The sequence below is a fragment of the Streptomyces sp. NPDC017202 genome (assembly GCF_044331705.1).
Classification (GTDB): domain Bacteria; phylum Actinomycetota; class Actinomycetes; order Streptomycetales; family Streptomycetaceae; genus Streptomyces.
The window spans coordinates 18,817-41,294 of the sequence record NZ_JBIRNP010000015.1 but is presented as its reverse complement, the minus strand read 5'-3'; the positions used below and the strand labels follow the sequence as shown (position 1 = coordinate 41,294).

Sequence of the window (22,478 nt, the reverse complement as noted above, 5' to 3'; positions counted from 1 at the left end):
TCGCGTCTTCTTCCTGCACGGTTTCCGACCGGCAGGACATTGTCCATCCCCCGGTCGGGGTCCGTCGCCCGGTCAGGCTCTGTCGTACGAACCGGGGTTCCTACGGGTCGGACCCGGGAGTTCCCCCCGGTCAGGCCCGGCTGCCTTGCTCACTCACCAGCGTGCCGATCTTCTCACCCTTGACGGCCCGTGCGATATTGCCCTCCGCCAGAAGCTCGAAGACGAGGATCGGGAGCTTGTTGTCGCGGCACAGCGTGATGGCGGTGGCGTCGGCGACCTTCAGATCGCGGGTGATGACCTCGCCGTAGCCGAGGGCGTCGAACTTGACGGCCTCCGGGTTGGTCTTAGGGTCGGAGTCGTAGACGCCGTCCACGCCGTTCTTGCCCATGAGGAGGGCCTCGGCGTCGATCTCCAGGGCGCGCTGGGCGGCGGTGGTGTCGGTGGAGAAGTACGGCATGCCCATACCGGCGCCGAAGATGACCACGCGGCCCTTCTCCAGGTGGCGCACGGCGCGCAGCGGGATGTACGGCTCGGCGACCTGGCCCATGGTGATGGCGGTCTGGACGCGGCTGTCGATGCCCTCCTTCTCCAGGAAGTCCTGGAGGGCGAGGCAGTTCATGACCGTGCCGAGCATGCCCATGTAGTCCGAGCGGGCCCGGTCCATGCCGCGCACCTGGAGCTCGGCGCCGCGGAAGAAGTTGCCGCCGCCGATGACCACCGCGATCTCCGCCCCGTCGCGCACGACGGCCGCGATCTCGCGGGCGATCTTGTGCACCACGTCGGGGTCGACACCCAGGCTGCCGCCACCGGCGAAAGCCTCTCCGGACAGCTTCAGCAGAAACCGGCCGCTCACTTTGCCGTCGTCGCTCTTCTGGGCCTTGGTGGTCATGGGAGATCCCGCCTCTTTCACGTGGTGCACATACGAAGAAGGCCACTGCCGGTGGGGTGTTCGCAACCCGTGCGCGGCAATGGCCTCCTCGTCAGATCTGCTGTCGTCCGCCACACGCCAGGTGACGGCGTCCACGGACGACTGCTGCCGACCCTACCGGGGCCGGGCGTCCGTCGCGGTACGGACTCAGATGCCGACCTTGATGCGCGCGAAGCGCTTCAGGGTGACACCGGCCTCGTCCAGGACCTTCTGCACGGACTTCTTGTTGTCCAGGGCGTACGGCTGGCCGAGGACCGTGGCGTCCTTGAAGAAGCCGTTGAGGCGACCCTCGACGATCTTGGCGATCGCGGCCTCGGGCTTGCCCTCGGCGCGGGTGGTCTCCTCGGCGATACGGCGCTCCGACTCGACGACCTCGGCCGGCACGTCCTCCTTGGAGAGGTACTTCGGCGCGAAGGCGGCGATGTGCTGGGCGATGCCCTTGGCGACCTCGGCGTTGGGCTTGTCCAGCTCGACGAGGACACCGATCTGCGGGGGCAGGTCGGGCATCGTGCGGTGCATGTAGACCGAGACGTAGCCGTCCGCGAACTGCGCGAAGCGGTCCAGGACGATCTTCTCGCCCAGGTTGGCGTTGGCCTCGTCCACGAACGCCTGGACGGTCTTGCCGGGCTCGATCTCGGAGGCGAGCAGCGCCTCGATGTCGGCCGGGGAGGTCTTGGCGACGTGCTCGGCGATCGCGTGGGCGACGGCCTGGAACTTCTCGCCCTTGGCGACGAAGTCCGTCTCGCACTTCAGCTCGACCAGGACGCCGGAGGAGTTGTCGTCGGCGACGATGGAGACCACGGCGCCGTTCTCGGCGGAGCGGCCCTCGCGCTTGGCGACGCCCTTCTGGCCCTTGATGCGGAGCGCCTCGACGGCCTTGTCGACGTTGCCCTCGGCCTCGTCCAGCGCCTTCTTGCAGTCCATCATGCCGGCGCCGGTGAGCTCGCGGAGCTTCTTGACGTCGGCGGCGGTGTAGTTCGCCATGAGTCTGTGAGTCTTTCTCGAAGTCTGGAAGATCGGAGATCTACGGGGTCTGCGGCCCACACGGAACCGTGGGACCGCGACCCACCGCTGACCTACGGGTGAACGGCGGGAGCGGACGTGATGTCACCGCTCCCGCCGTCGCACGTCCCGACGGGTCAGGCCTGCTCGCCCTCGGCGGCCGGGGCCTCGGTGGCCGGGGCCTCGGTGGCCGGAGCCTCCGCAGCCGGGGCCTCCTCGGCGGCGGGCGCCTCGGCAGCGGCCTCGGCCGGCTTCTCGGCGGCCTCGTCCGTGTTCTCGGCGGTCTCGGCGTCCGCCTTCTTCTCGCCCTCGAGCAGGTCGCGCTCCCACTCGGCCAGCGGCTCGCCGGCGGCCTTCTCGCCCTTGCCCTCGGTGGCGACACCGGAGCGGGAGATGAGGCCCTCGGCCACGGCGTCGGCGATCACGCGGGTGAGCAGGGTGACGGAGCGGATCGCGTCGTCGTTGCCCGGGATCTTGTAGTCGACCTCGTCGGGGTCGCAGTTGGTGTCGAGGATGGCGACGACCGGGATGTTGAGCTTCCGGGCCTCACCGACCGCGATGTGCTCCTTCTTGGTGTCCACGATCCAGACGGCGCTGGGAACCTTGGACATCTCGCGGATACCACCGAGGGTCTTCTCGAGCTTGGCCTTCTCACGCGAGAGGACCAGGAGCTCCTTCTTCGTCAGACCCGACGCGGCGACGTCCTCGAAGTCGATCTGCTCGAGCTCCTTGAGGCGCTGCAGACGCTTGTAGACGGTCGAGAAGTTGGTGAGCATGCCGCCCAGCCAGCGCTGGTTGACGTAGGGCATGCCGACGCGGGTGGCCTGCTCGGCGATGGCCTCCTGCGCCTGCTTCTTCGTGCCGACGAACATGACCGTGCCGCCGTGGGCGACGGTCTCCTTGACGAACTCGTAGGCGCGGTCGATGTACGACAGCGACTGGAGCAGGTCGATGATGTAGATGCCGTTGCGCTCGGTGAAGATGAAGCGCTTCATCTTCGGGTTCCAGCGACGGGTCTGGTGACCGAAGTGGACGCCGCTCTCCAGCAGCTCCCGCATCGTGACGACGGCCATGGCCGTTCTCCTCGTTTTTCTCGGTTGTGCCGCGGGGACCGGACGGCTCCCGCGCCTGACGCCCGCGATGCGCCGAGCCACGAAGGACCGAGGGGCGCAGATACCGGAATCCGACCACTGCCGGGACCCCGGTACCGGGGCGTGCGAAGTCGACCCGGTGACCCGGATCGCCAGAAGAAGTGTACGGGACCCGCGGGGTACCGGGTGACGCCGCTGTCCACAACCGGGGAGCGGTCCACAGGTCCGGACGCCGTCGGCCCGCGGGCGGGGACCCTACTCCCATGCACGTCAAGCGACTCCTGCCCCTGCTGCCGGTCCTCCTGCTCACCGCGACGGCCTCGGCCGCCGGCGCCGCGCCCGAGCCGGTCCGGGCTCGGGTTCGGGTCCCGGCTTCGACTTCGGCTCCGCCTACGGCTCCTGCTCCGAACCTGAGCCCGGACCCGAACCCGAACCCGAGCCCGGACCAGCCTCCGGCACCAACCTCGGACCCGCCTCCGGTACAGACCCCGGCCCCGCCCCCGGGCTCGGAGCCGGTCCCTGTTCCGGCGATCGCCCGGTCCTGGCCGGTGGGCGCCCGCCCCGTGGTGGTACGCGGCTGGGACCCTCCGGCCACCCCGTACGCCCGCGGCCACCGCGGTGTGGACCTGGCGGCCCCCGTCGGCGCCCCGGTCCGGGCGGTGGCGGCGGGCCGGGTGGTGTTCGCGGGCCAGGTGGCGGGCAGGGGCGTGGTCTCGCTGGAACTGACGGGCACGGGCACCCCGCCCCTGCGTACGACCTACACGCCGGTGCGCCCCTCGGTCTCCGAGGGCGACGAGATCACCCCGGCCCAGCCGGTCGGCACCCTCGCCGCCACACCCTCCCACTGCGACACCCCGTGCCTGCACTGGGGCCTGCGCAGGGACAAGGCCTACCTGAACCCGCTGTCCCTGCTCCCGGCGTGGCTGAGCGCGAGGGCCCCGGCGCGGCTGCTGCCCGTCCTGGGCGTACCGCTGCCGTAGCCCGGTGATCCGCGGCGACCGTGCCGTCCGGGGCGGCCTCCGGCCACCGGGAGGGACGGCACTCCGCGGTCGCCGGGCCGCACTGCTCATCCCGCCACCGACGGCGGGCACCAAGCACCAAGCACCAGACGCTGAGCACCAGCACCAGCACCAGCACCAGCACCAGCACCAGCACCAGCACCAGCACCGAGTGAACCCGCGGCGCGGGTCTACCCCCGAACCCCTCGCGCCACCATCCCCACCGCCGCCTCCGTCACCACGGAGGCCTCCTCCACGCCCAGCTCGAGCCTGCGCACGGCCGCGTCCACGACGCCCTGGACCAACATGGCCGCCAACCGCGGTTCCGCGTGCCCCAGCTCCGCCAGCGCTTCGACGATCATCGCCACGAGGCCCCCGTGCGCGGCCCGGATCTTCTCCCGCGCCCCCGCGTCCAGCTCGCTCGCCGAGATCGCCACGACGGCCCGGTGCCTCCGGTCCCCGACCAGCGCCAGCTGCCGGCGCACGTACGCCTCGACCTTGGCCTCCGGCCCTTCCGCGGCGGCCATCGCCGACTCGACCTCGGCCGCCCAGACGGGGAAGTCGACCTCGCACAGCTCCTCGACCACGGCAGCCCGCGACCGGAAGTACTCGTACACGGAGGAGCGCGCGAGCCCCGTCCGCTCGGCGAGAGCGGGGAAGGTCAGCGCCTCCGTACCGCCCTCGGACAACAGCGAACGGGCCGCGTCCAGCAGGGCGGCTCGCTGCATCGACCGGTGCTCGGCCACGGAGGCCGCTCGAATCCTTGGCACGTCGACCACTCTACGGACGCCGCACCCGCATGGGGAGTGGCTCCACCCGCACGACCCCGCGGCCCGCGCGGCAGCCTTGGGGCCACCGCCCCTCGCCGCGCCGCATCGGTCCGGCCGGGTCAACGGCCGAAACTGGCCAGTTTCGCGCGCAGCTGGAGCACGGATTTGGTGTGGATCTGGCTGACCCTGCTCTCGGTGACCCCCAGCACGTTGCCGATCTCGGCGAGGGTCAGCCCTTCGTAGTAGTACAGCGTCACGACCGTCTTCTCCCGCTCGGGCAGGGTGTTGATGGCCCGCGCCAGGAACCGCCGCAGCTCACGGTCCTCGGCCACCTCCACGGGGTTGTCCGCGGCGGTGTCCTCCAGGGTGTCCATGAAGCTGAGGCCGTCCCCGCCCTCGCCGCCGACGTGCAGCAGCTCCTCCAGGGCCACCACGTTGGCCAGCGACAACTGGCTGAACACGGAGTGCAGGTCGTCCACCGCGATGCCCAGCTCGGCGGCCACCTCGACCTCCGACGGAGTCCGTCTGAGCCGCGCCTCCAGGGTGGCGTAGGCCCGCTCCACGTTTCGTGCCTTCTGCCGCACCGACCGGGGGATCCAGTCCAGTGCGCGCAGTTCGTCGATCATCGCGCCCCGGATCCGGGTGATCGCGTACGTCTCGAACTTGATCTCCCGTTCGATGTCGAACTTCTCGATCGCGTCGATCAGCCCGAACACTCCCGAGGACACGAAGTCGGCCTGCTCCACATTGGGCGGCAGGCCCACGCTCACCCTGCCCGCCACGTACTTCACGAGCGGCGAGTAGTGCAGGATCAGCTGCTCCCGCAGCCGCTCGTCCCCCGTCGCCTTGTACGACCGCCACAGCTCGTCGAGTGTCGAGGGAGCGGGCGGCCGCACGCTGCCACCGTCACGGGCGGCTGGGGGGATCGCCGCCCGGTCGGACCCGGAGGTGTGCTGGGGCATTCGTCGCCTTGTGTCGTTCTGCCGTGATGTGCGTGCGGGAGTGTCTGGGTGAGCCGTCGGTCTGGTGTCGAGGGGTGCCGAGTGGCCGGTCTGTGCCGGAATCCTCGTGAGCGTAGCGTGACTGGGATGTCGCGGTGTGCGAACAGCATGCCCCGCGCTGTACGCAGATACGTTCCGCTGGGCGACCCGGCGGGGCGCGGCGGTCGCCCTGGGTGACCGGCGGACCGTGTCAACTGCGGTCAATCTCAAGGGCTTCGGCGTTCCCTCGGACGGCCGAACCCCCTCGGTCAACACGAGCGTCGCCCCGCTCGGACGGTGACCATCGCCTGGCGTGTCAACTTCCAGTCGTCGCCGTGTCGTTCGACGTAACCGAGTGCCCTGAGTTCGTACAGTCTCGCGATCGCGTCGTCCTGGGTGGTGCCGCCCTCCCGGGCGATCTCGTCGACCGCCGCCGCCCGTCCGCCGGGAAGCGCGGCCAGGACGCGCCGGGCGTCCGGCTCCAGGAGGTCGTGGGGCAGCACCGGGCCGCGCCGCTCCGGGGCCAGTTCTCCGATGCCGCCGACCAGTTCGACGACCTCCGCGGCGTCGGTGACCAGCACGGCCTCCGCGCGCAGGAGTTCGTGCACCCCCGCCGAGAGTCCGCTGGTGGCGGGGCCGGGGACGCCCATGGTGTGCCGGCCCAGCCGCTGTGCCGCCCGCGCGGTGACGAGGGAGCCGCTGCGGTGGGCCGCCTCGACCACCACCGTGCCGCCGGTGAGCGCGGCGATGACCCGGTTGCGCAGGATGAACCTGCTCTGCGTGGGATGGTCGCCCGGTGGCAGCTCACCCACGACCAGTCCCTGTTCCGCGATCCTGTCGATCAATCCGGTGTGTCCGCGCGGATAGGGCCGGTCGACCCCGCAGGCGAGCACGGCGACGGTGGCACCGCCCGCGGCGAGCGCGCCCCGGTGCGCGGCGCCGTCGACGCCGTAGGCGCCGCCGGATACCACCACCCAGCCGCGCTCGGCGAGTCCGGCGGCGAGGGTGGCCGCCATGTGCGCGCCGTACTCGGTGCAGGCGCGGGCGCCGACGACCGCGACCGACCTGAGCGCCCACATCCGCAGGCTGGGCCGGCCGCGGACCCACAGGCCCAGCGGCCGGGCGTCCCCGAGATCGTCCAGCGGGCCGGGCCACTCGGTGTCCCCCGGGCACACGAACCGCACCCCGGTCTCCCGGGCGACGGCCAGGTCCCGTTCCGGCTCGGCCCGGGCCGCCCGCGCCAGGAGCCCGGCCCATCGCTGCCCGGTCACCCCGGGCAGGGCCTCCCGGCCGGCGCGCAGCCGCCGTACCACCTCCCCGGCACCGCGCTCGCGCACCCAGCCGCCGCCGACCTCGTCGCCAGGTTCGAGGACCCGGGTGAGGAAGGCCCGCGCGAGCCGCTCCCCGCCCGGCCCGTCGGTGCCGGTCACGTGAGTGCTCCGAGCGCCATCGGCACGCCGCGCGGGACCCCCGTGCGCAGTTGCAGGGCCAGGGCTACGTCCCCCGCGTCGGGCCGGTCGTGTCCGACCAGGTCGGCGACGGTCCAGGCGACGCGCAGGACGCGGTCCAGCCCGCGGGCGGTGAGCACTCCCCGCTCCAGGCTCCGCTCGGCCTCGTCCATCGCGCCGGTCGCGGGATGCCACCGGCTGCGCAGCTCCCGTCCCGGCACCTCGCTGTTGGTCCGCCAGGGAGTGCCCGCCAGCCGGGCTCCCGCGCGCTCGCGTGCGGCCCGGACCCGGTCGGCGACGGTAGCCGTGGAGTCGCCGCCGGGGCCGCGGTGGGCCAGCTCGGCCCTGCTGACCGGGTCGACCTCCACCCGCAGGTCCACCCGGTCGAGCAGTGGCCCGGAGAGCCGGGCCTGGTAGCGGCGGATCGCCGAGGGCGGGCATTCGCACAGGGTGTCGCGCTGGGAGAACCGGCCGCACGGGCACGGATTCGCCGCCAGCACCATGAGGAACCGTGCGGGAAACCGCACCACGCCGGCGCTGCGCGCGATCACGACGTGACCGGCTTCCAGGGGCTGCCGCAGCGCGTCGAGGGCGTGGGTGCTGAACTCCGGGGTCTCGTCCAGGAAGAGGATGCCGCGGTGGGCCATCGACACGGCTCCGGGCCGGGCTACGTGGGGGCCGCCTCCCACGAGCGCCTGCATGGTGGCCGAGTGGTGCGGGGCGCAGTACGGGGGAACGTCGATCAGCGGTTTGCCCGGCGGCAGCAGTCCGGCGACCGAGTGGACGGCCGTGACCTCCAGGGACTCCTCCCGGTCGAGCCGGGGCAGCACGGCCGGCATGCGCTCCGCGAGCATGGTCTTGCCGGCGCCCGGCGGGCCTTCCAGGAACAGGTGGTGCCCGCCCGCCGCGGAGACCTCGACGGCCGTGCGCGCCGAGCGCTGTCCCACGACGTCCGCGAGGTCGTGCCCCGGGTCGTGCGGGGCGGTGCCGAGGCCGTGCGCCCCGGTGGCCGTGCCGGTGCCGGGCATCCGCAGGCCGGCCATGAGCGGGTCGGGCCGGCCCGACTCGTCCGGTTCCTCGTCGGGCACCGGTTCGTCGGCGAGGACGGCGATCAGCTGGCGCAGGCTGCGCACGCCGAGCACGGAGACGCCCGGGACCAGTGAGGCCTCGGCGGCGGCGCACTCGGGTACGACCACCTGTTCGTAGCCGGCGTCCGCCGCCGCCAGCACCGCGGGAAGGATCCCGCGGACCGGGCGGACCCGTCCGTCGAGACCCAGCTCGCCGATCATCACGATGTCGGCGAGCACCCGCGGGTCGATCCGTTCGGCCGCGCCGAGCACGGCGCTGGCGATGGCGAGGTCGAAGCCGCTGCCGGCCTTGGGCACGGAGGCGGGGCTGAGGCCGACGGTGAGCTTCTTCTGCGGCCATTCGCCGCCCGAGTTCACCACCGCCGCCCGGACCCGGTCCCGGCTCTCGCTCAGGCTCTTGTCGGGCAGCCCCACCAGGGTGAACGCCGCCACTCCGGGTTCCAGGTCGGCCTGGACCTCGACGACGACGCCTTCGACGCCCACCAGCGCCACCGAGCAGGTGCGCGCGAACCCCATCTCAGGCCACCCCCCGTGCGTGCTCGACGAGGGCGGCCCCGCGGCGGGGCAGGAGGACGCCGACCAGGTCGATGCGGACGCCGCCCGGCGGGGCTCCTCCGTGCGTCTGGATCCATCGCTCGGCGAGTCCGCGCAGCCGCTCCGCCTTCTCGGGCGTCACCCCGGCCATGGGGTGCTGGAACCCTCCGTCGCGGCGGGTCTTGACCTCGCAGACGACCAGCACGTCGCCGTCCCGCGCGACGATGTCGATCTCACCGGTCCTGCCGCAGCGCCAGTTGCGCTCCAGGACCGTCATCCCGGCCTCCGCCAGCCGCCGTGCGGCCAGGTCCTCGCCGTACCTGCCGAGTGCGCCTCGTGCCAGATCCGTCTTCATGTCGGCACCACCTCCGGCGCCAACGTTCACGCATCAGCGGGAGCCGGAAGGATCTTGGTGCACAACTCGGCGGCTGTGGACAACTCCGTCACTCGCGAGAACGGCGGTCATCCGTCCGGCAGCTCCCGCGGGAGCGACGGTCATCCGCCCGGAAGCTCCAGGTCGCTCTTGTTCAGCTCCTCGATGTTCACGTCCTTGAACGTGAGCACCCGCACCTGCTTCACGAACCGGGCCGGCCGGTACATGTCCCACACCCAGGCGTCCGCCATCGACACCTCGAAGAACACCTCACCCTGGACCGAGTGCACCTGCATCTCGTAGTCGTTGGTCAGGTAGAAACGCCGCTCGGTCTCGATCACGTATTTGAACAGACCGACGACGTCGCGGTACTCCCGGTAGAGCTTCAGCTCCATCTCGGTCTCGTACTTCTCGAGGTCCTCGGCGCTCATGGCATGTTCCCCTTCAGCCGTGCGATCCCCCCATTGTGCGCCAGTCCCGAGAGCCGCTAGACGATTTCCGTGTCAAGGGTTACGGGCCGGGCCGGGGGACCTTCGTCGAGCAGTTCGCTCAGCAGCCCTGCGAGTCTGGTCGGATACACCGTCTCATGTGCCCGGGCCAGTTCCCGACACGTCCACCAGCGCGCTCCGGAGACGCTCCGCCGCTCCAGTTCGGTGAGGGCCGTCGCCCGGGGCTCCACCCCGGACGCATCGGCCGTACGGGCCAGGTAGTACCACTCGTCCTGGTCCCAACGGCGGCCCGCGAACGGGAAGGAGCACCTCCGCCGCCACAGCACCGGGCCGAGCTCGACGTCGGTGATGCCGGTCTCCTCGGCCAGTTCCCGCAGCGCGGCCTCTTCACGGGTCTCGTCGCCCTCCACGCCGCCGCCGGGCGTGAACCACCAGTCGTCGGCCGGGTCGTCCGGCTCATGGCCGTGGAGCAGCAGGATGCGGTCCGCGGGGTCGAGCAGCACCACCCGGGCAACCCTGCGCAGTCCGCCCTCGTGCGAGTCGACGCCCGTGTCCGTCGCCTCAGCGGGCACCGGCGGGCTCCGGACGGGTGGCGGCGCGGCCCCTGGCGGCGCGCTTGGCGATGGGGCCGTAGGCGCCGCCGCCGAGGACGAGCACCGCGCCGGCCGCGATCAGCCAGCCGATCGTGCGCAGCGGCCCCGGCTCGGAGAGCGTGCCCAACGCCTCGAAGCCGGTGGGGCGCTTGAGCATGCCGTCCGCGGGCCATACGACGGCATCCACGCGGGCCTTGACGGACCCGCGGGACACCGTGCCGCTGGCGGCGTCGGTGAGGTGGGCGGTGGAGTCCAGGGAGCCCTGGCGTTCGTCGCCGAGCAGGAAGAGGCGGCCGTCGGGGACCTTCACGGTCGGGAAGTTCGTGATCTCGGCGAGGCTGCCCTCGGGCAGGTACGGTTCCTCGATCTGCTTGCCGTTGACGGTCAGCTTGCCGTCGGTGCAGCAGGAGACGGTGTCGCCGCCGACCGCGACGACCCGCTTGACGACGGGCGCGTTGCTCGCCCACGTCTTGTCGGTGAAGACGACGACATCCCCGCGGCGCACCTCGTCGCCGTCCACGACCTGGGCGAGGACGCGGTCCCCGGCGGCGATGGTCGGGGACATGGAGCTGGTGGGCACGGTGTACGGCCGGTAGATGAGCGCCGCCCAGCCGAATCCGCCGAGAAACAGCGCGAGGCCCAGCGCGACGGCCACACCGGACAGCACGTGTCCGGTCCGCCCGCCCGCCGGGCCGCTGCTGGTGCCACCGCCGACGTGCGGGGCCGTGCGTGTCGTGCTCTCGCCACCCATGGATCGGCACCCTACCCGGCGGTACGAGGCCGGGTCAGCCCCTCGTCCCCGGCCGGGGCCGGGGCTTGGGAAAGGGTTTGCCGAGCGGATCAGCGGCACCTGGGCAGATCAGGGGCCCGGCCGCCCCGGCGGATCCCGGCCGATCAGCGCGTCCCGGCGGAAGCAGGTGTCGGCCCGAAACAGGTGCCGACCGAAGCAGGTGCGTCCGGATCAGCGCGTCCCGGACCGAAGCGGGGCCCGGCCGGGTCAGCGGGTTCCGGCCGCCCCGGCGCGCCGACGGCGCCAGAGGGCCACCGGTACGACACCGGCCAGCGCGACGCTCTGCGGGGCGACCGTGAGGGCGGTCGAAGCCGCCGAGCCGGCCTGGAGGCCCTGCTGGTCGAAGGTGTCCGGCACCGGCAGCGTGCCCCAGCGGTTGATCGGCCAAGCCTTGACGATGGCACGCCCGACGACCTGGTCGACGGGGACCATGCCGTGGTTCTTGTCGGACTGGTTGTAGCGGGAGTCGCGCGAGTTCTGGCGGTGGTCGCCCATCACCCAGATGAACCCCTTGGGGACCTTCACCGTGAACTGGCCGCCCTGGTCGTCCATGCTGCACGGGGTGTTGCCCGGGTACACGTACGGCTCGTTCAGCGCCTTGCCGTTGACCCTCAGGGGGCCGGTCTTGTTGCAGGAGACGGTGTCTCCGCCGACCCCGATCACCCGCTTGATCAGGTCCTTCTCCTCCACCGACGGCATGAGGCCGATCCAGCTGAGGAAGGTCTGGATCGCGTTCGGCTCGGCGGTGGGCTCGCCCGCGAGCCAGGCGTCCGGGTCGTGGAAGACGACGACCTCGCCGCGCTCGGGCTCGGAGCCGAACCACGGGGTGAGCTTGTCGACCAGGACGCGGTCGCCCTCCTGGAGGGTGTTCTGCATCGAGTCGGAGGGGATCGAGAACGCCTGCACGAGGAACGTCTTGATCAGCAGCGCGAGGACGAGCGCGATGCCGATCAGGATCGGCAGTTCCTTCCAGAACGAGCGCGGCTTCTTCGCCCTGGGGGCCCCGTCACCGGAACCCTGCCCCGTCACGGGGGGCTGCCCGTCCCCGGGCCCGCCGTCCCCGGCCGCCGGGAAGTCATTCCCGGAGGTCACGGCGCCGTCCGCGGCCGGGCCGGCCTCGTCCACGGGGTGTCCGCGGTGCTCCTCGCCGTCGTGCCCGGACCGTGCGCCAACCGCCACATCCCCCACGCCAACTCCTCACTCTGTGCCGCTGCCTGCCCCACATACGGCGCAGGCCCACTACTCCCATAACGAGCGGGAGTTCCGCAGGGCTCGGGAGTCGGATCGTTCCGTTCGGATCGTCGGGGGCAACCCTATGCGACCCGTCGGACTGCGCGGCCGCCCCGGACGCCGAGTCGGTCACGGAGGAAAAGGTTTGCGGTTCCTTGAGGGAGTTCCAGTGGCCCAGCGGCCAGGCGATCACCATGGCGCGCCCCACCACTCCGTCCTCCGACACCGTGCCGCCGTAGTCCGTGTCCTGGTGGGACCGGGAGTCCGCGGAGTTCTCCCGGTGGTCGCCCATCACCCACAGGCGTCCCTCGGGGACGGTGATGTCGAAGGGCGTGAGCGAGGGGGCGTTGGCGGGGTGGAGGTAGTCCGCCTCGTTCAGGGGAACGCCGTTGACGGTGACCCGCCCCTGCGCGTCACAGCACTGGACGTGGTCGCCGCCCACGCCGACGACCCGCTTGATGAGGTCCTTCTCGTCGTCGGACGGCAGCAGACCGATGAAGGTGAGCCCTTCCTTGATCTGCTTGACGACGACGGGGTCGTCCTTCTTCGTGGTGGTCTGCTCGTCCTGCAGCCAGCCGCCGGGGTCCTTGAAGACCACGACGTCCCCGCGCTGCGGCTTGGAGCCGAACCACGGGGTGAACTTGTCGACGAGGACCCGGTCGCCGATCTGGATCGTCTGCTCCATGGAGCCGGACGGAATCACGAAGGCCTGCACCAGGAACGTCTTCAGGACGAGCGCGATCAGGACGGCGACCCCGACGAGCAGCGGGATCTCCCGGACGGCGCTGCGCCTGCGCTTGCGCTTGACCTTGCGCTGGAGCTTGCGCCGCTCCGCGCGCGTGCGGCCGCCGGCCGGTCCGGCGGCGCGCCGGACACCGGTGGGCAGGAGGTTGTCCGCGGCGCTGTCGGACGCGCCGCGGGGCTTGCCGCGGTTACCCATGCGCGCCCGCCGGGTCCGGCTCGGTGCTCGCCTCCGGCACGCGCGCGTAGCCGCTCGGGCGGTGCAGACGGGTGAGGTGGGCGAAGGGCCAGGCGATCCAGTCGGCACGGCCGATCACGACGTCCACGGGGACCATGCCGCCGCCCGGCGAGCCGAGGTGGTCGCGGGAGTCGCGGGAGTCGCTGCGGTGGTCGCCGAGGACGAACAGGGTGCCCTCGGGCACGACCACGTCGAAGGGCACCGTGGACGGACTGTCGCCCGGATACAGGAACGTCGACTCGTCGACCGGCCGGCCGTTCACCTGGATCCTCCCCTCCTTGTCGCAGCAGACCACGTGGTCTGCCCCCACACCCACAACGCGCTTGATGTAGTCGGCGTCCCCGAAGTATCCGGTGCCGTCGAACACGACGACGTCCCCGCGCCGCGGCTCGGCCCCGAAACGGTACGCCAACCTATTTACGAGAACGCGGTCGCCGATCCTCAATCCGTTCTCCATGGATCCGCTGGGAATCTGGAACGGTTTCACCACGAAGAGGTTGAGGAGCAGCAGGAACAACAGGCAGATCAGCAACGTGAGACTGATCCGGCCGCCCGGCAGCCATTCCGTGATCCGTGCCACGAACGCGAAACGCGACCGGTCCTCCGGTCCCTCCGGGTCCGGGATCGCTCCGGGATCGGAAGGGCGGGAGGAGCGGTCGCGCTCCGTCGGCTGAGCTTCGGTGTCCATCGGAGCCAGATGCTATCCGGCCCCGTCATGAACTCCTGAAGGCGCTCAGTTGTCGCGCTTCTCCTTGATCTTCGCGGCCTTGCCGCGCAGCTCACGGAGGTAGTAGAGCTTGGCGCGACGCACGTCACCGCGGGTGACCAGCTCGATCTTCTCGACGATCGGGGTGTGCACCGGGAAGGTGCGCTCGACGCCGACGGAGAAGGAGACCTTGCGGACCGTGAAGGTCTCGCGGACACCGGCGCCCTGGCGGCGGATGACTACGCCCTTGAACTGCTGCACACGGGAGCGGTTGCCCTCGATGACGCGGACGTGGACGTTGACGGTGTCACCCGGGCGGAAGGCCGGGACGTCGCTGCGCAGCGACGCGGAGTCGACGGTGTCGAGCAGGTGAGACATTTCGTCTGCTTTCCTCGTTGATGCCACAGGTCATCAACGGAAACTAGGAGTTCTGAAGGGGAGTGGTGCGCGTCGGGGCGGGCGTCGTGTCCCCCCGTGGCAGGGGCGCACGCCGGACTGCGCACAACAGCGACCTATTGTTCCACGCCGTCGGTCCTGCGCCAAAATCGGCCGTACGGCTCACCCTCGGGGTCGGGTGACCAGCCCAGGATGGAGAGCATCTCGCGGTCCTTCTTGTCGAAGGCCCGGGGATCGCAGCGTTCGATCAGGTCGGGCCGGTTGGCCGTCGTGCGCCGCAGGGCCTCGTCGCGGCGCCAGCGTGCGATCTTTCCGTGGTGGCCGCTGAGCAGCACCTCGGGGATCTCCCGGCCGCGCCAGGCGGGCGGCTTGGTGTAGACGGGGCCCTCCAGGAGGGAGGCCATGGCGCCGGGCGCGAAGGAGTCGTCGCGGTGGGACTCGGCGTTGCCCAGCACGCCGGGGAGCAGCCTGGCCACGGCCTCCGTGACGACCAGCACGGCGGCCTCGCCGCCGGCCAGGACGTAGTCGCCGATGGAGACCTCGTAGACGGGGATCCGGGTGGCGTACTCGTCGACGACGCGCCGGTCGATGCCTTCGTAGCGGGCCGGGGTGAAGATCAGCCAGGGCCGCTCGGAGAGTTCGACGGCGAGTTCCTGGGTGAAGGGCCGGCCGCTCGGGGTGGGGACGACGAGCGCGGGGGCGTGCGCGCCCCGCTCGTAGCCGTCGGCGAGGACGGTGTCGAGGGCGTCGCCCCACGGCTCGGTCTTCATGACCATGCCGGGGCCGCCGCCGTAGGGGGTGTCGTCGACGGTGTTGTGGCGGTCGTACGTCCACTGCCGCAGGTCGTGCACCCGGACGTTCAGCTGTCCACGCGCGCGTGCCTTGCCGACCAGGGAGACGTTCAGCGGGTCGAGGTACTCGGGGAAGATCGTGACGACGTCGAGGCGCATCAGGAGCCGTCCCCGGTCCCGTCGGCGTCCTCTCGCGCCTCCTCGTCCCGTGCGGAGGCGGTCTCGTCCTCGTCGCGCGCGGAGGCGATCTCGGCGCGGTCGTCGATCAGGCCGGGCGGCGGGTCGATGACCGCCCGCTGCTCCTCCAGGTCGATCTCGACGACGATCGCCTCGACGAAGGGGATCATCACCTCGCTCCCGTCGGCCCGCTCCACGATGAAGAGGTCCTGGGAGGGCAGGTGCGAGATCTCCGTGATGCGGCCGACCTCGACGCCGTCCTTCGTCACCACATCCAGGTCCATGAGCTGGTGGTCGTAGTACTCGTCCTCCTCCTCGGGGAGCTCCCGGGGGTCCACCTCGGCGATCAGGAGGACGTTGCGCAGGGCCTCGGCCGCCGTGCGGTCGGTGACCCCCTCGAAGCGCAGGAGGAGACGGCCGCTGTGCACCCGGCCTGTCTCGATCGTGAGCGGACCCTTGGCGGCGGGGTCCGTCGCCAGTACGGCGCCGGGGGCGAGCCGCAGTTCCGGCTCGTCGGTGCGGACCTCCACGGTGACCTCGCCCTTGATGCCGTGGGCGCGGCCGATCCGTGCGACTACGAGCTGCACTGTCGAAGATCTCCTGTCGTACCTGTCGTACCTGTCATGCCTGTCATGCCTGTCATGCCTGGCGTTCGTGTGCGCCCGCCGTAACGACTGCGGGCCGGGGACGGCCCAGTGGCCTTCCCCGGCCCGAGCCGGTGCTGCTGATGCGTCAGCGGACGTGGTCGACGTCGACGAGGTCGACGCGGACACCGCGGCCGCCGATGGCGCCCACGACGGTGCGCAGGGCGCGTGCGGTGCGGCCGTTGCGGCCGATCACCTTGCCGAGGTCGTCCGGGTGGACCCGGACCTCGAGCACTCGCCCGCGGCGCAGGTCGCGCGAGGCGACCTGCACGTCGTCAGGGTTGTCGACGATGCCCTTCACGAGGTGCTCAAGCGCCTCTTCGAGCATGCTGCTCAGGCCTCGGTAGACTCGGACTCAGCCGCGGCCTCGTCCTTCTTCTCAGCCTTCTTCTTCTGGGTGATGGCCTCACCCTTGCCCGTGTCCTCGCCACCGAGGGCCTCGAACGACGGACGCGCCTTCTTCGGCTCGGCGACGAGCAGCGGAGCCGGGGCGGGCTCGCCCTTGAACTTCTGCCAGTCGCCGGTCTTCTTCAGGATGGCGAGCACGGGCTCGGTCGGCTGCGCGCCGACACCCAGCCAGTAGGCCACGCGGTCGGCGTCGACCTCGATGACCGACGGGTGGTACGTCGGGTGGTACTTGCCGATCTCCTCGATCGCACGACCGTCACGACGGGTACGGGAGTCGGCGACGACGATGCGGTAGTGAGGCGCACGGATCTTGCCCAGACGCTTCAGCTTGATCTTGACTGCCACGGGAGTGAGTTCTCCTGGATTGACGTGTTTGGGCACGGCGAGATTGCCGCGTGGGGTTGCGGTACCCGAGTGCCCGATGGACGCGTCAGCCGGAGGAGAGAGGGGTCCTGTGCGGCTGTCGAGTACAGCTGACCATTCTGCCACACCCTGCGGGCCCTCCTGAGCCGCGGGTGCGCCGGGGCATGCCGCGGGAGCACCCGGCGCCGCGACGGCCGTACGTCGGGTGCGCGCCGCGCCGCGGGGAGCCGTCGGGTGACGGCTCCCCGCGGCGCCTGTCGAACCGGCAGCCACGAGATGCCGGTGCGTCCGCGCCCGCGGTCACGCCGCGCCCATGACCTCCGGGATGCGGAACGGCTTGCCGCAGCCTCCGCACACGATCGGGGCCTGGGCCAGGACCGACGGAACGACCCGGACGTTGCGTCCGCAGTCGCAGACGGCCTTGACGCGGACGCCGCCGCCGGAGGAGCCGTGCCGGGCGGCCGGGCCGCGGAAGGCACGGGTCGTCTCGGCGGTGGTGGCGACCACATGGGCCTTGAGGGCCCGCTGAAGGCGCTCGATGGTCGGGCGGTAGCGCCGCTTGGCCTCGGGGTTGAGGACCACCAGCGAGAAGCCGCTGCTGGGATGCGGTTCCTCGGGATGGTCCAGGCCCAGTTCCTCGGCGATCGCGAGGAACCGGCGGTTGTGGTAGCGGCCGGCGCGGGAGGTGTCGCGGACTCCGCGGGCGGCGGCGATGCCATGGACTGCCTCATGAAGCAGTCGCTCGAAGGAGAGTTCGTGACCGCAGGCGGACGACGACTCCCCGATCAGTGACTCTGGCGCGGCAAGGTCCGGCAGCTCGGGGTGGTACCGCTGAATGTCGGCCCACGCCTGTGCCAGCTCTGCGGCGAGAACAGGTGGTGTCTGTGTCGTGCTCACGTAATGACAACGAGCGGGGGTGCCGCTGTGTTCCGATTCCGGGGCATCCCAAATAATTTGCACGTACCCGTCAGTTTCCACTCATGCGTCCTGACGAGGGCGGGTGCGCTGATCTGCGGAGAAGCCTCACAGCTCCTACCAAGCCGGTGCGTAGCCCCACGTACGCCCCGCGCCTCGTGTCATGTCCAGGGCCGGGGAGGGAGTGTCCGGCCGAGGCGCAAGAGACGTTTCGGTCGCCCTCGGAACGGAGGGCGTCGACTCAGCAGGCGCGCGCGACGACGGCGACGTTACCGGGCGCGTCCTCGGCCTCGGGCACCGACCCGTCCTCGGGGACCAGACACCGTACGGTCGCCGCGTGCTCCGCCAGCGCGTTCTCACCGTCCGCGCCGAGGGTGGCCCAGGGAATGCGGGCCCAGCCGCCGGCGGTGGTCACCTCGACGGCCTCGCCGAGCGTGGACACGCCCGTCGTGCGCGACGCGCGGCGCTCGCGGGCCTGGCCGGGCAACAGGGCCTGGTCCTCCTCCAGAACGGCGGGCAGCCGGCCGGCCAGTGCGTCCAGGGCGACCTGCTCCTTGCCCCCGGGGATGCGCCGGACCAGCATCGCCGTGCCGTTCTCCAGGTCGCGCGGGCCGATCTCGACGCGGACGGGGACGCCCTTCAGCGCCCCGTCGACCGCGCGCCGCCCGAACGGGGTGTCGGTGCGGTCGTGGACGCGGACGCGGATCCCGGCCGCTCCGAGACGGTCGCCGGCCTCGCGGGCCTTGGCCGGAACCGCCTCGTCGCCCTTGATCGCGAGGACGACGGCCTGGACCGGGGCCGGCCGGGGCGGGACGCGCAGCCCGTGGTCGTCGCCGTGCATCGTCACCAGGCCGCCGATCATGCGGGTCGTCGAGCCCCAGAAGGTCTGCCGGACCAGTTTCCGCCTGCCGTCCTTCGACAGGAACGAGGTGGTGAAGGCCTTGGCGAAGTTCTGGCCCAGCTCGTGGCTGGTGGCCATCTGGAGGGCTTTGCCGTCGCCCGTCATGCCTTCGAGCGTCAGGGTGTCGATCGCGTCGGCGAACCGCTCCCCGGCGGTCCTGCGGCCGGGCACCACGTCCATGGCCAGGACGTTCACCATGAAGTCCTCGTAGACCCGGCGGTGGACGCGCGCGGCGAAGTCCCGGGCCTCCTCGTACGTGGCGTGCGCGGTGTGGCCCTCCTGCCACAGGAATTCCGTGGTGCGCAGGAACAGGCGGGGCCGCAGCTCCCAACGCACCACGTCGGCCCACTGGTTGATGAGAAGCGGCAGGTCGCGGTAGCCCTGCACCCACTTCGCGAAGTACTCGTTGGCGATCATCTCGGAGGTGGGCCGGACGACCGCGGGCTCCTCCAGCTCCTTGCCGCCGCCGTGGGTCACCACGGCCGGCCCGGGCGCGAAGCCCTCGACGTGGTCGGTCTCGCGCGCGAGGGAGGACCGCGGGATCAGCAGCGGGACGTACGCGTTCCGGGTGCCCGTCTCCTTGATCCGGGCGTCCGTCTCCGCCTGCATCCGCTCCCACGGCCCGTACCCGTACGGCCGGATCACCATGGTGCCGCGCACCGGTGCGTTGTCAGCCAGTTCCGCCTTGGCGATCAGGTCCTGGTACCGGCGGGGGAAGTCGTCCGCCCTCGGGGTGAGGACGGGCGCCTCTGCCATGGCGCGACGGTACGGGTCCGCGTTGCCGGAATGTGAAATCTCGCCACACGCGCGGGCGGCGCGCAAGCGGGCCCCCGCAACCTCTGGACGCCGGGTCGAGTGGGGAGTTACCTGGCATACGGGAGGGAGTGCGGGCGCACTGACGGGGGCCACCTGAACGGGTACTGCGGCAAACTCTCGGCGGATTGGGGCGCTTATCCATGACACCTACGCTCGTGCGGGAGCACCTGCCTCATGCGGGGCCCGCGCTCCGCGTCGACCGCGGTGCACGCGCGCGTGACTGGTCCGAGATCCAGGAGCGGATGCTGGTTCCGCTCTACGAGGCCGTCTACGAGCGACTGGGAGTGGGGTCCGGCACCCGTCTCCTGGGCCTCGGCTGCGGTTCCGGGCTGGCCCTGCTGATGGCGGCCTCCAGAGGCGCGGTCCTCACCGGCGTCGAGGCCCGGGCCCCGGAGCGGCTGGCCCTCGCCCGGCAGCGCCTGACTCCGGAGGCGGGCGGCACGCGCGCGGGGGGCGGCACGCGCCTCGTGGAGGGCTCCCCCGGCGACGCGGCCGACACGGCCGACGCGGAGAAGCCCGCGTACAACCTGGTGACCGCCTTCGAGCCCATCGGATGCCTCGCGGGCGACTCGGAGGGGCTCGGCGAGCTCCTCGCGGCCGCCACCCCGCTGGCGGAGCGCGGAGCACCCGTGGTGCTGGTGGGCTGGGGTCCGCCGGAGCGCTGCGCGACCTCGTCCGTGGTGCGGGTCGCCACCCGGCTGGCCGATCCGCTGCGGGCGGCGGGGAGTTGGCGCCCGGCGCTGCGCGACGACCTGGAGGAGGTCGCCCAGCGGGCCGGCCTCCGGCCCGACGGCTCCGGCCGGGTGGCCTGCCCGTTCGGGTACGCGGGCGTGGACAGCGCCCTCAAGGGCCTGTTGTCCACGGGCCTGTTCGACGCGGCGATCTCCGCGACGGACCGGGCGCAGGTGGACAAGGAGGTGACCGAGGCGCTCCACCCCTACCGGCGGGCGGACGGCACGGTGTGGATGCCGAACGTCTTCCGGTACCTGATCGCCCGGATCCCCTGAGACCCCGGCCCTCCTGCGCCCCCGGCTCCGCCGGACCCTCGTGCCGCGGGTGCTACGTCTCGGTGTCCTTGGTCAGCCTGGTGATGCCCGCGATGCGGTACGCGTCCGCCTCGTCCAGCGTCTCGTTCTCCAGCAGCGCCCGGGCGAGGGCGTCCAACTGGCCGCGGTGGTCGCGGAGTTTGCGGCAGGCCTCCTCGTAGCACTCGTCGACCACGCGCCGCATCTCGTCGTCGATGGCGTCGAGGGTCTGCGGTGCGGCGGAGAGCCCGTAGGCCTGCTGGGCGTCGCCGGGCAGGGCCGACATGCGGCCGACGCGCTCGCTCATGCCCCAGCGGCCGACCATGCCGCGCACGATGCCGGTGACCTGTTCCAGGTCGTTCTCGGAACCGGTCGTGATCATGTCGTAGACGACGTGCTCGGCCGCCATGCCGCCGAGCGCGCCGATGACCCGGCCGCGCAGGTACTCCTCCGTGTACGCGTACCGGTCGGCGTCCGGCGTCGACAGGGTCACGCCGAGGGCGCGGCCGCGCGGCACGATGGTGATCTTGCGGACCGGGTCGGCACCGGGCTGGAGCATCCCCAGCAGGGCGTGCCCGCTCTCGTGGTACGCCGTCCTGCGCCGCTCCTCCTCGGGCATCACCAGGGAGCGTTCCGCGCCGAGCTGCACCTTCTCCAGCGCCTCCGACAGGTCGCTCCGGGTCACCTGGTCCTGCCCCCGCTTGACGGCGAGGAGTGCCGCCTCGTTGGCGAGGTTGGCCAGTTCGGCGCCGGTCATGCCCGGGGTCGTACGGGCCACCTGGGCGAGGTCCACGTCCCGGGCGAGCGGGATCTCCCGGGTGTGGATCGCGAGGATCGCCTCACGGCCGCCGCGGTCGGGGGGCGAGACGTTGACGATCCGGTCGAAGCGGCCCGGCCGGGTGAGGGCCGGGTCCAGGACGTCGGCGCGGTTGGTGGCGGCGAGGACGATCACGCCCTCGGAGCCGGAGAAGCCGTCCATCTCGGTCAGGATCTGGTTGAGGGTCTGCTCGCGCTCGTCGTGACCGCCCATGGCCGAGCCGCCGCCGCGGGCCCGGCCGATGGTGTCGATCTCGTCGATGAAGATGATCGACGGGGCCACCTTGCGGGCCTCCGCGAACAGCTCCCGCACCCGGGAGGCTCCGACGCCCACGATCATCTCGATGAACTCGGACGCCGACGCGGAGAAGAACGGCACCCCCGCCTCCCCTGCGACCGCCCGCGCGAGCAGCGTCTTGCCGGTGCCGGGCGGGCCGGCGAGCAGCACGCCGCGGGGCATCTTGGCGCCCATCCTGCGGTAGGCGTCGGGGTTCTTCAGGAAGTCGACGACATCGCTCAGCTCGCCCGCGACCTCGTCGATGCCGGCCACGTCGTCGAAGGTCGTCCGTTCCTGCCCCGGCTCCAGCTCGACCGGCCGGGGCGGCGCCTTGCGGCCCAGCATGCCGCCCGCCCCGCCGAAGCCCGAGCGCATCCGCCGGGCGATGAACACCCACACGGCGACGAGCAGCACCATCGGGGCGAGCGCGATCAGCAGATTGGCGAGAAGGCTGCGCTGGCGGACGACCGGCTCTGCGGTGACGGTGACGTCGTTCTCGGTCAGGTTCTCCCAGAGCCGGTCGTCCGCGAAGGTCGGCCGCTCGGTGCGGAACTTGGTGTACGTGCCGTCACCCTGCGGTTTGTCCCGCTCCTTCCGGAGCTGCCCCTGGATCGCGTCGCCCTTGGCGTAGATCTTGCTGACGTTGCCGGCGTCGACCTGCTTGCTGAACTCGGTGTAGGAGATCGTCGGCTCGTCGCCCTTGTTGTAGAGCGACAGCACGAGCAGCGCGATCAGGAAGACGACCAGTGCGGCGAGGATCAGGCTCCACCAGCCGCCGCGCAGCCGTCGTCCGCCCGACGGCGGCTTCGGCGGCTCCTCCGGGGCGCCCTCGGTGCGCCAGGGCTTGTCGGGCGACTTCCGTGGCGGCGCAGGGTTGCTCATATCGGGACGTTACGACACACCGCAGCCGTCAGCACCCGCGGGGAACGCGAAGGGGGCACCCGTCTCGGCACGAGAGGGCGTGCGAAGGGGGCGCCCCCTTGGGAGGGG

At 71.7% G+C, this 22,478-nt stretch carries 24 protein-coding genes; 2 read left to right on the top strand and 22 right to left on the bottom strand.

Going from position 1 to position 22,478, the window contains the following annotated elements; all coding sequences use genetic code 11:
* Positions 1-130: 130 nt before the first annotated feature.
* The 3 genes from pyrH to rpsB form a co-directional block, all read right to left on the bottom strand.
* Complete coding sequence (pyrH, locus tag ACH4N1_RS25315) at positions 131-889, bottom strand: UMP kinase (RefSeq protein WP_366059831.1); 759 nt, start codon at positions 887-889, stop codon at positions 131-133.
* Positions 890-1,075: 186 nt separating this feature from the next.
* Positions 1,076-1,912 (bottom strand): translation elongation factor Ts, encoded by an 837-nt coding sequence (gene tsf, locus ACH4N1_RS25310; RefSeq protein ID WP_398100328.1) that lies wholly within the window; start codon positions 1,910-1,912, stop codon positions 1,076-1,078.
* Positions 1,913-2,067: 155 nt separating this feature from the next.
* On the bottom strand, positions 2,068-3,003 hold the full coding sequence (rpsB, locus tag ACH4N1_RS25305; RefSeq protein ID WP_398100326.1) for a 30S ribosomal protein S2: 936 nt from the start codon (positions 3,001-3,003) through the stop codon (positions 2,068-2,070).
* Positions 3,004-3,284: 281 nt separating this feature from the next.
* On the opposite strand from rpsB, the gene ACH4N1_RS25300 reads away from it, so the two are divergent.
* Positions 3,285-4,001 carry a murein hydrolase activator EnvC family protein gene (locus tag ACH4N1_RS25300; protein WP_398100324.1) on the top strand — a complete coding sequence of 239 codons (717 nt, stop codon included), beginning with the start codon at positions 3,285-3,287 and terminating at the stop codon, positions 3,999-4,001.
* A 209-nt stretch (positions 4,002-4,210) separates the two neighbouring features.
* Here the strand turns inward: ACH4N1_RS25300 and ACH4N1_RS25295 are convergent, their stop codons facing one another.
* The 18 genes from ACH4N1_RS25295 to ACH4N1_RS25210 form a co-directional block, all read right to left on the bottom strand.
* Complete coding sequence (locus tag ACH4N1_RS25295) at positions 4,211-4,765, bottom strand: TetR/AcrR family transcriptional regulator (RefSeq protein WP_382788379.1); 555 nt, start codon at positions 4,763-4,765, stop codon at positions 4,211-4,213.
* 143 nt (positions 4,766-4,908) lie between these two features.
* Positions 4,909-5,751, bottom strand: a complete 843-nt coding sequence (gene whiG / locus ACH4N1_RS25290) for an RNA polymerase sigma factor WhiG (protein ID WP_398100322.1) — start codon at positions 5,749-5,751, stop codon at positions 4,909-4,911.
* Positions 5,752-6,038: 287 nt separating this feature from the next.
* Positions 6,039-7,199, bottom strand: coding sequence for a DNA-processing protein DprA (gene dprA / locus ACH4N1_RS25285; protein WP_398100320.1), 1,161 nt, complete (start codon positions 7,197-7,199; stop codon positions 6,039-6,041).
* Positions 7,196-8,821, bottom strand: coding sequence for a YifB family Mg chelatase-like AAA ATPase (locus ACH4N1_RS25280; protein WP_398100318.1), 1,626 nt, complete (start codon positions 8,819-8,821; stop codon positions 7,196-7,198). The genes dprA and ACH4N1_RS25280 overlap by 4 nt, the downstream gene beginning before the upstream one ends.
* A gap of 1 nt (position 8,822) precedes the next feature.
* Positions 8,823-9,224, bottom strand: a complete 402-nt coding sequence (locus ACH4N1_RS25275) for a YraN family protein (RefSeq protein ID WP_398100316.1) — start codon at positions 9,222-9,224, stop codon at positions 8,823-8,825.
* A 110-nt stretch (positions 9,225-9,334) separates the two neighbouring features.
* Positions 9,335-9,643: a DUF2469 domain-containing protein gene (locus ACH4N1_RS25270; RefSeq protein WP_003965949.1), complete on the bottom strand. Its 309-nt coding sequence runs from the start codon at positions 9,641-9,643 to the stop codon at positions 9,335-9,337.
* Between the two features lie 56 nt (positions 9,644-9,699).
* The gene (locus tag ACH4N1_RS25265; RefSeq protein ID WP_398100314.1) at positions 9,700-10,233 is read right to left on the bottom strand and encodes an NUDIX hydrolase; all 534 of its coding nucleotides are present in this window, start codon (positions 10,231-10,233) and stop codon (positions 9,700-9,702) included.
* Positions 10,223-11,005: a signal peptidase I gene (gene lepB / locus ACH4N1_RS25260; RefSeq protein WP_398100312.1), complete on the bottom strand. Its 783-nt coding sequence runs from the start codon at positions 11,003-11,005 to the stop codon at positions 10,223-10,225. Before lepB (ACH4N1_RS25260) ends, ACH4N1_RS25265 begins: the two co-directional genes overlap by 11 nt.
* 246 nt (positions 11,006-11,251) lie before the next feature.
* On the bottom strand, positions 11,252-12,232 hold the full coding sequence (gene lepB, locus ACH4N1_RS25255; RefSeq protein WP_398100310.1) for a signal peptidase I: 981 nt from the start codon (positions 12,230-12,232) through the stop codon (positions 11,252-11,254).
* Positions 12,120-13,214, bottom strand: a complete 1,095-nt coding sequence (lepB, locus tag ACH4N1_RS25250; RefSeq protein WP_398100308.1) for a signal peptidase I — start codon at positions 13,212-13,214, stop codon at positions 12,120-12,122. Before lepB (ACH4N1_RS25250) ends, lepB (ACH4N1_RS25255) begins: the two co-directional genes overlap by 113 nt.
* Positions 13,207-13,941 (bottom strand): signal peptidase I, encoded by a 735-nt coding sequence (lepB, locus tag ACH4N1_RS25245; RefSeq protein ID WP_398100306.1) that lies wholly within the window; start codon positions 13,939-13,941, stop codon positions 13,207-13,209. The genes lepB (ACH4N1_RS25250) and lepB (ACH4N1_RS25245) overlap by 8 nt, the downstream gene beginning before the upstream one ends.
* 45 nt (positions 13,942-13,986) lie before the next feature.
* Positions 13,987-14,337, bottom strand: a complete 351-nt coding sequence (rplS, locus tag ACH4N1_RS25240; protein WP_010353847.1) for a 50S ribosomal protein L19 — start codon at positions 14,335-14,337, stop codon at positions 13,987-13,989.
* 134 nt (positions 14,338-14,471) lie between these two features.
* The gene (gene trmD, locus ACH4N1_RS25235; RefSeq protein WP_398100303.1) at positions 14,472-15,305 is read right to left on the bottom strand and encodes a tRNA (guanosine(37)-N1)-methyltransferase TrmD; all 834 of its coding nucleotides are present in this window, start codon (positions 15,303-15,305) and stop codon (positions 14,472-14,474) included.
* The gene (rimM, locus tag ACH4N1_RS25230; protein ID WP_398100301.1) at positions 15,305-15,910 is read right to left on the bottom strand and encodes a ribosome maturation factor RimM; all 606 of its coding nucleotides are present in this window, start codon (positions 15,908-15,910) and stop codon (positions 15,305-15,307) included. The genes trmD and rimM overlap by 1 nt, the downstream gene beginning before the upstream one ends.
* Before the next feature lie 145 nt (positions 15,911-16,055).
* On the bottom strand, positions 16,056-16,295 hold the full coding sequence (locus tag ACH4N1_RS25225; protein WP_005479813.1) for an RNA-binding protein: 240 nt from the start codon (positions 16,293-16,295) through the stop codon (positions 16,056-16,058).
* 5 nt (positions 16,296-16,300) lie between these two features.
* The gene (gene rpsP / locus ACH4N1_RS25220; protein ID WP_363092124.1) at positions 16,301-16,720 is read right to left on the bottom strand and encodes a 30S ribosomal protein S16; all 420 of its coding nucleotides are present in this window, start codon (positions 16,718-16,720) and stop codon (positions 16,301-16,303) included.
* Positions 16,721-17,038: 318 nt separating this feature from the next.
* Positions 17,039-17,635, bottom strand: a complete 597-nt coding sequence (locus ACH4N1_RS25215; protein ID WP_366059846.1) for a hypothetical protein — start codon at positions 17,633-17,635, stop codon at positions 17,039-17,041.
* A gap of 259 nt (positions 17,636-17,894) precedes the next feature.
* The gene (locus ACH4N1_RS25210) at positions 17,895-19,310 is read right to left on the bottom strand and encodes a His/Gly/Thr/Pro-type tRNA ligase C-terminal domain-containing protein (protein WP_398100299.1); all 1,416 of its coding nucleotides are present in this window, start codon (positions 19,308-19,310) and stop codon (positions 17,895-17,897) included.
* Between the two features lie 200 nt (positions 19,311-19,510).
* Here ACH4N1_RS25210 and ACH4N1_RS25205 point away from each other — a divergent pair, with 200 nt between their 5' ends.
* Positions 19,511-20,377, top strand: coding sequence for an SAM-dependent methyltransferase (locus ACH4N1_RS25205; RefSeq protein ID WP_398100297.1), 867 nt, complete (start codon positions 19,511-19,513; stop codon positions 20,375-20,377).
* A gap of 52 nt (positions 20,378-20,429) precedes the next feature.
* On the opposite strand, the gene ftsH is transcribed toward ACH4N1_RS25205, so the two are convergent.
* Positions 20,430-22,370: an ATP-dependent zinc metalloprotease FtsH gene (gene ftsH / locus ACH4N1_RS25200; protein WP_398100295.1), complete on the bottom strand. Its 1,941-nt coding sequence runs from the start codon at positions 22,368-22,370 to the stop codon at positions 20,430-20,432.
* Positions 22,371-22,478 lie beyond the last annotated feature (108 nt).

Bases quoted from the DNA above. Each gene is read 5' to 3' on its own strand.
- whiG (WP_398100322.1), bottom strand. From the start codon at position 5,751: ATGCCCCAGCACACCTCCGGGTCCGACCGGGCGGCGATCCCCCCAGCC.
- pyrH (WP_366059831.1), bottom strand. From the start codon at position 889: ATGACCACCAAGGCCCAGAAGAGCGACGACGGCAAAGTGAGCGGCCGG.
- lepB (WP_398100306.1), bottom strand. From the start codon at position 13,941: ATGGACACCGAAGCTCAGCCGACGGAGCGCGACCGCTCCTCCCGCCCT.
- ACH4N1_RS25205 (WP_398100297.1), top strand. From the start codon at position 19,511: ATGACACCTACGCTCGTGCGGGAGCACCTGCCTCATGCGGGGCCCGCG.
- ACH4N1_RS25225 (WP_005479813.1), bottom strand. From the start codon at position 16,295: ATGCTCGAAGAGGCGCTTGAGCACCTCGTGAAGGGCATCGTCGACAAC.
- ACH4N1_RS25210 (WP_398100299.1), bottom strand. From the start codon at position 19,310: ATGGCAGAGGCGCCCGTCCTCACCCCGAGGGCGGACGACTTCCCCCGC.
- ACH4N1_RS25300 (WP_398100324.1), top strand. From the start codon at position 3,285: ATGCACGTCAAGCGACTCCTGCCCCTGCTGCCGGTCCTCCTGCTCACC.
- rpsB (WP_398100326.1), bottom strand. From the start codon at position 3,003: ATGGCCGTCGTCACGATGCGGGAGCTGCTGGAGAGCGGCGTCCACTTC.
- ACH4N1_RS25280 (WP_398100318.1), bottom strand. From the start codon at position 8,821: ATGGGGTTCGCGCGCACCTGCTCGGTGGCGCTGGTGGGCGTCGAAGGC.
- lepB (WP_398100312.1), bottom strand. From the start codon at position 11,005: ATGGGTGGCGAGAGCACGACACGCACGGCCCCGCACGTCGGCGGTGGC.
- rplS (WP_010353847.1), bottom strand. From the start codon at position 14,337: ATGTCTCACCTGCTCGACACCGTCGACTCCGCGTCGCTGCGCAGCGAC.
- ftsH (WP_398100295.1), bottom strand. From the start codon at position 22,370: ATGAGCAACCCTGCGCCGCCACGGAAGTCGCCCGACAAGCCCTGGCGC.
- ACH4N1_RS25270 (WP_003965949.1), bottom strand. From the start codon at position 9,643: ATGAGCGCCGAGGACCTCGAGAAGTACGAGACCGAGATGGAGCTGAAG.
- tsf (WP_398100328.1), bottom strand. From the start codon at position 1,912: ATGGCGAACTACACCGCCGCCGACGTCAAGAAGCTCCGCGAGCTCACC.
- lepB (WP_398100308.1), bottom strand. From the start codon at position 13,214: ATGGGTAACCGCGGCAAGCCCCGCGGCGCGTCCGACAGCGCCGCGGAC.
- trmD (WP_398100303.1), bottom strand. From the start codon at position 15,305: ATGCGCCTCGACGTCGTCACGATCTTCCCCGAGTACCTCGACCCGCTG.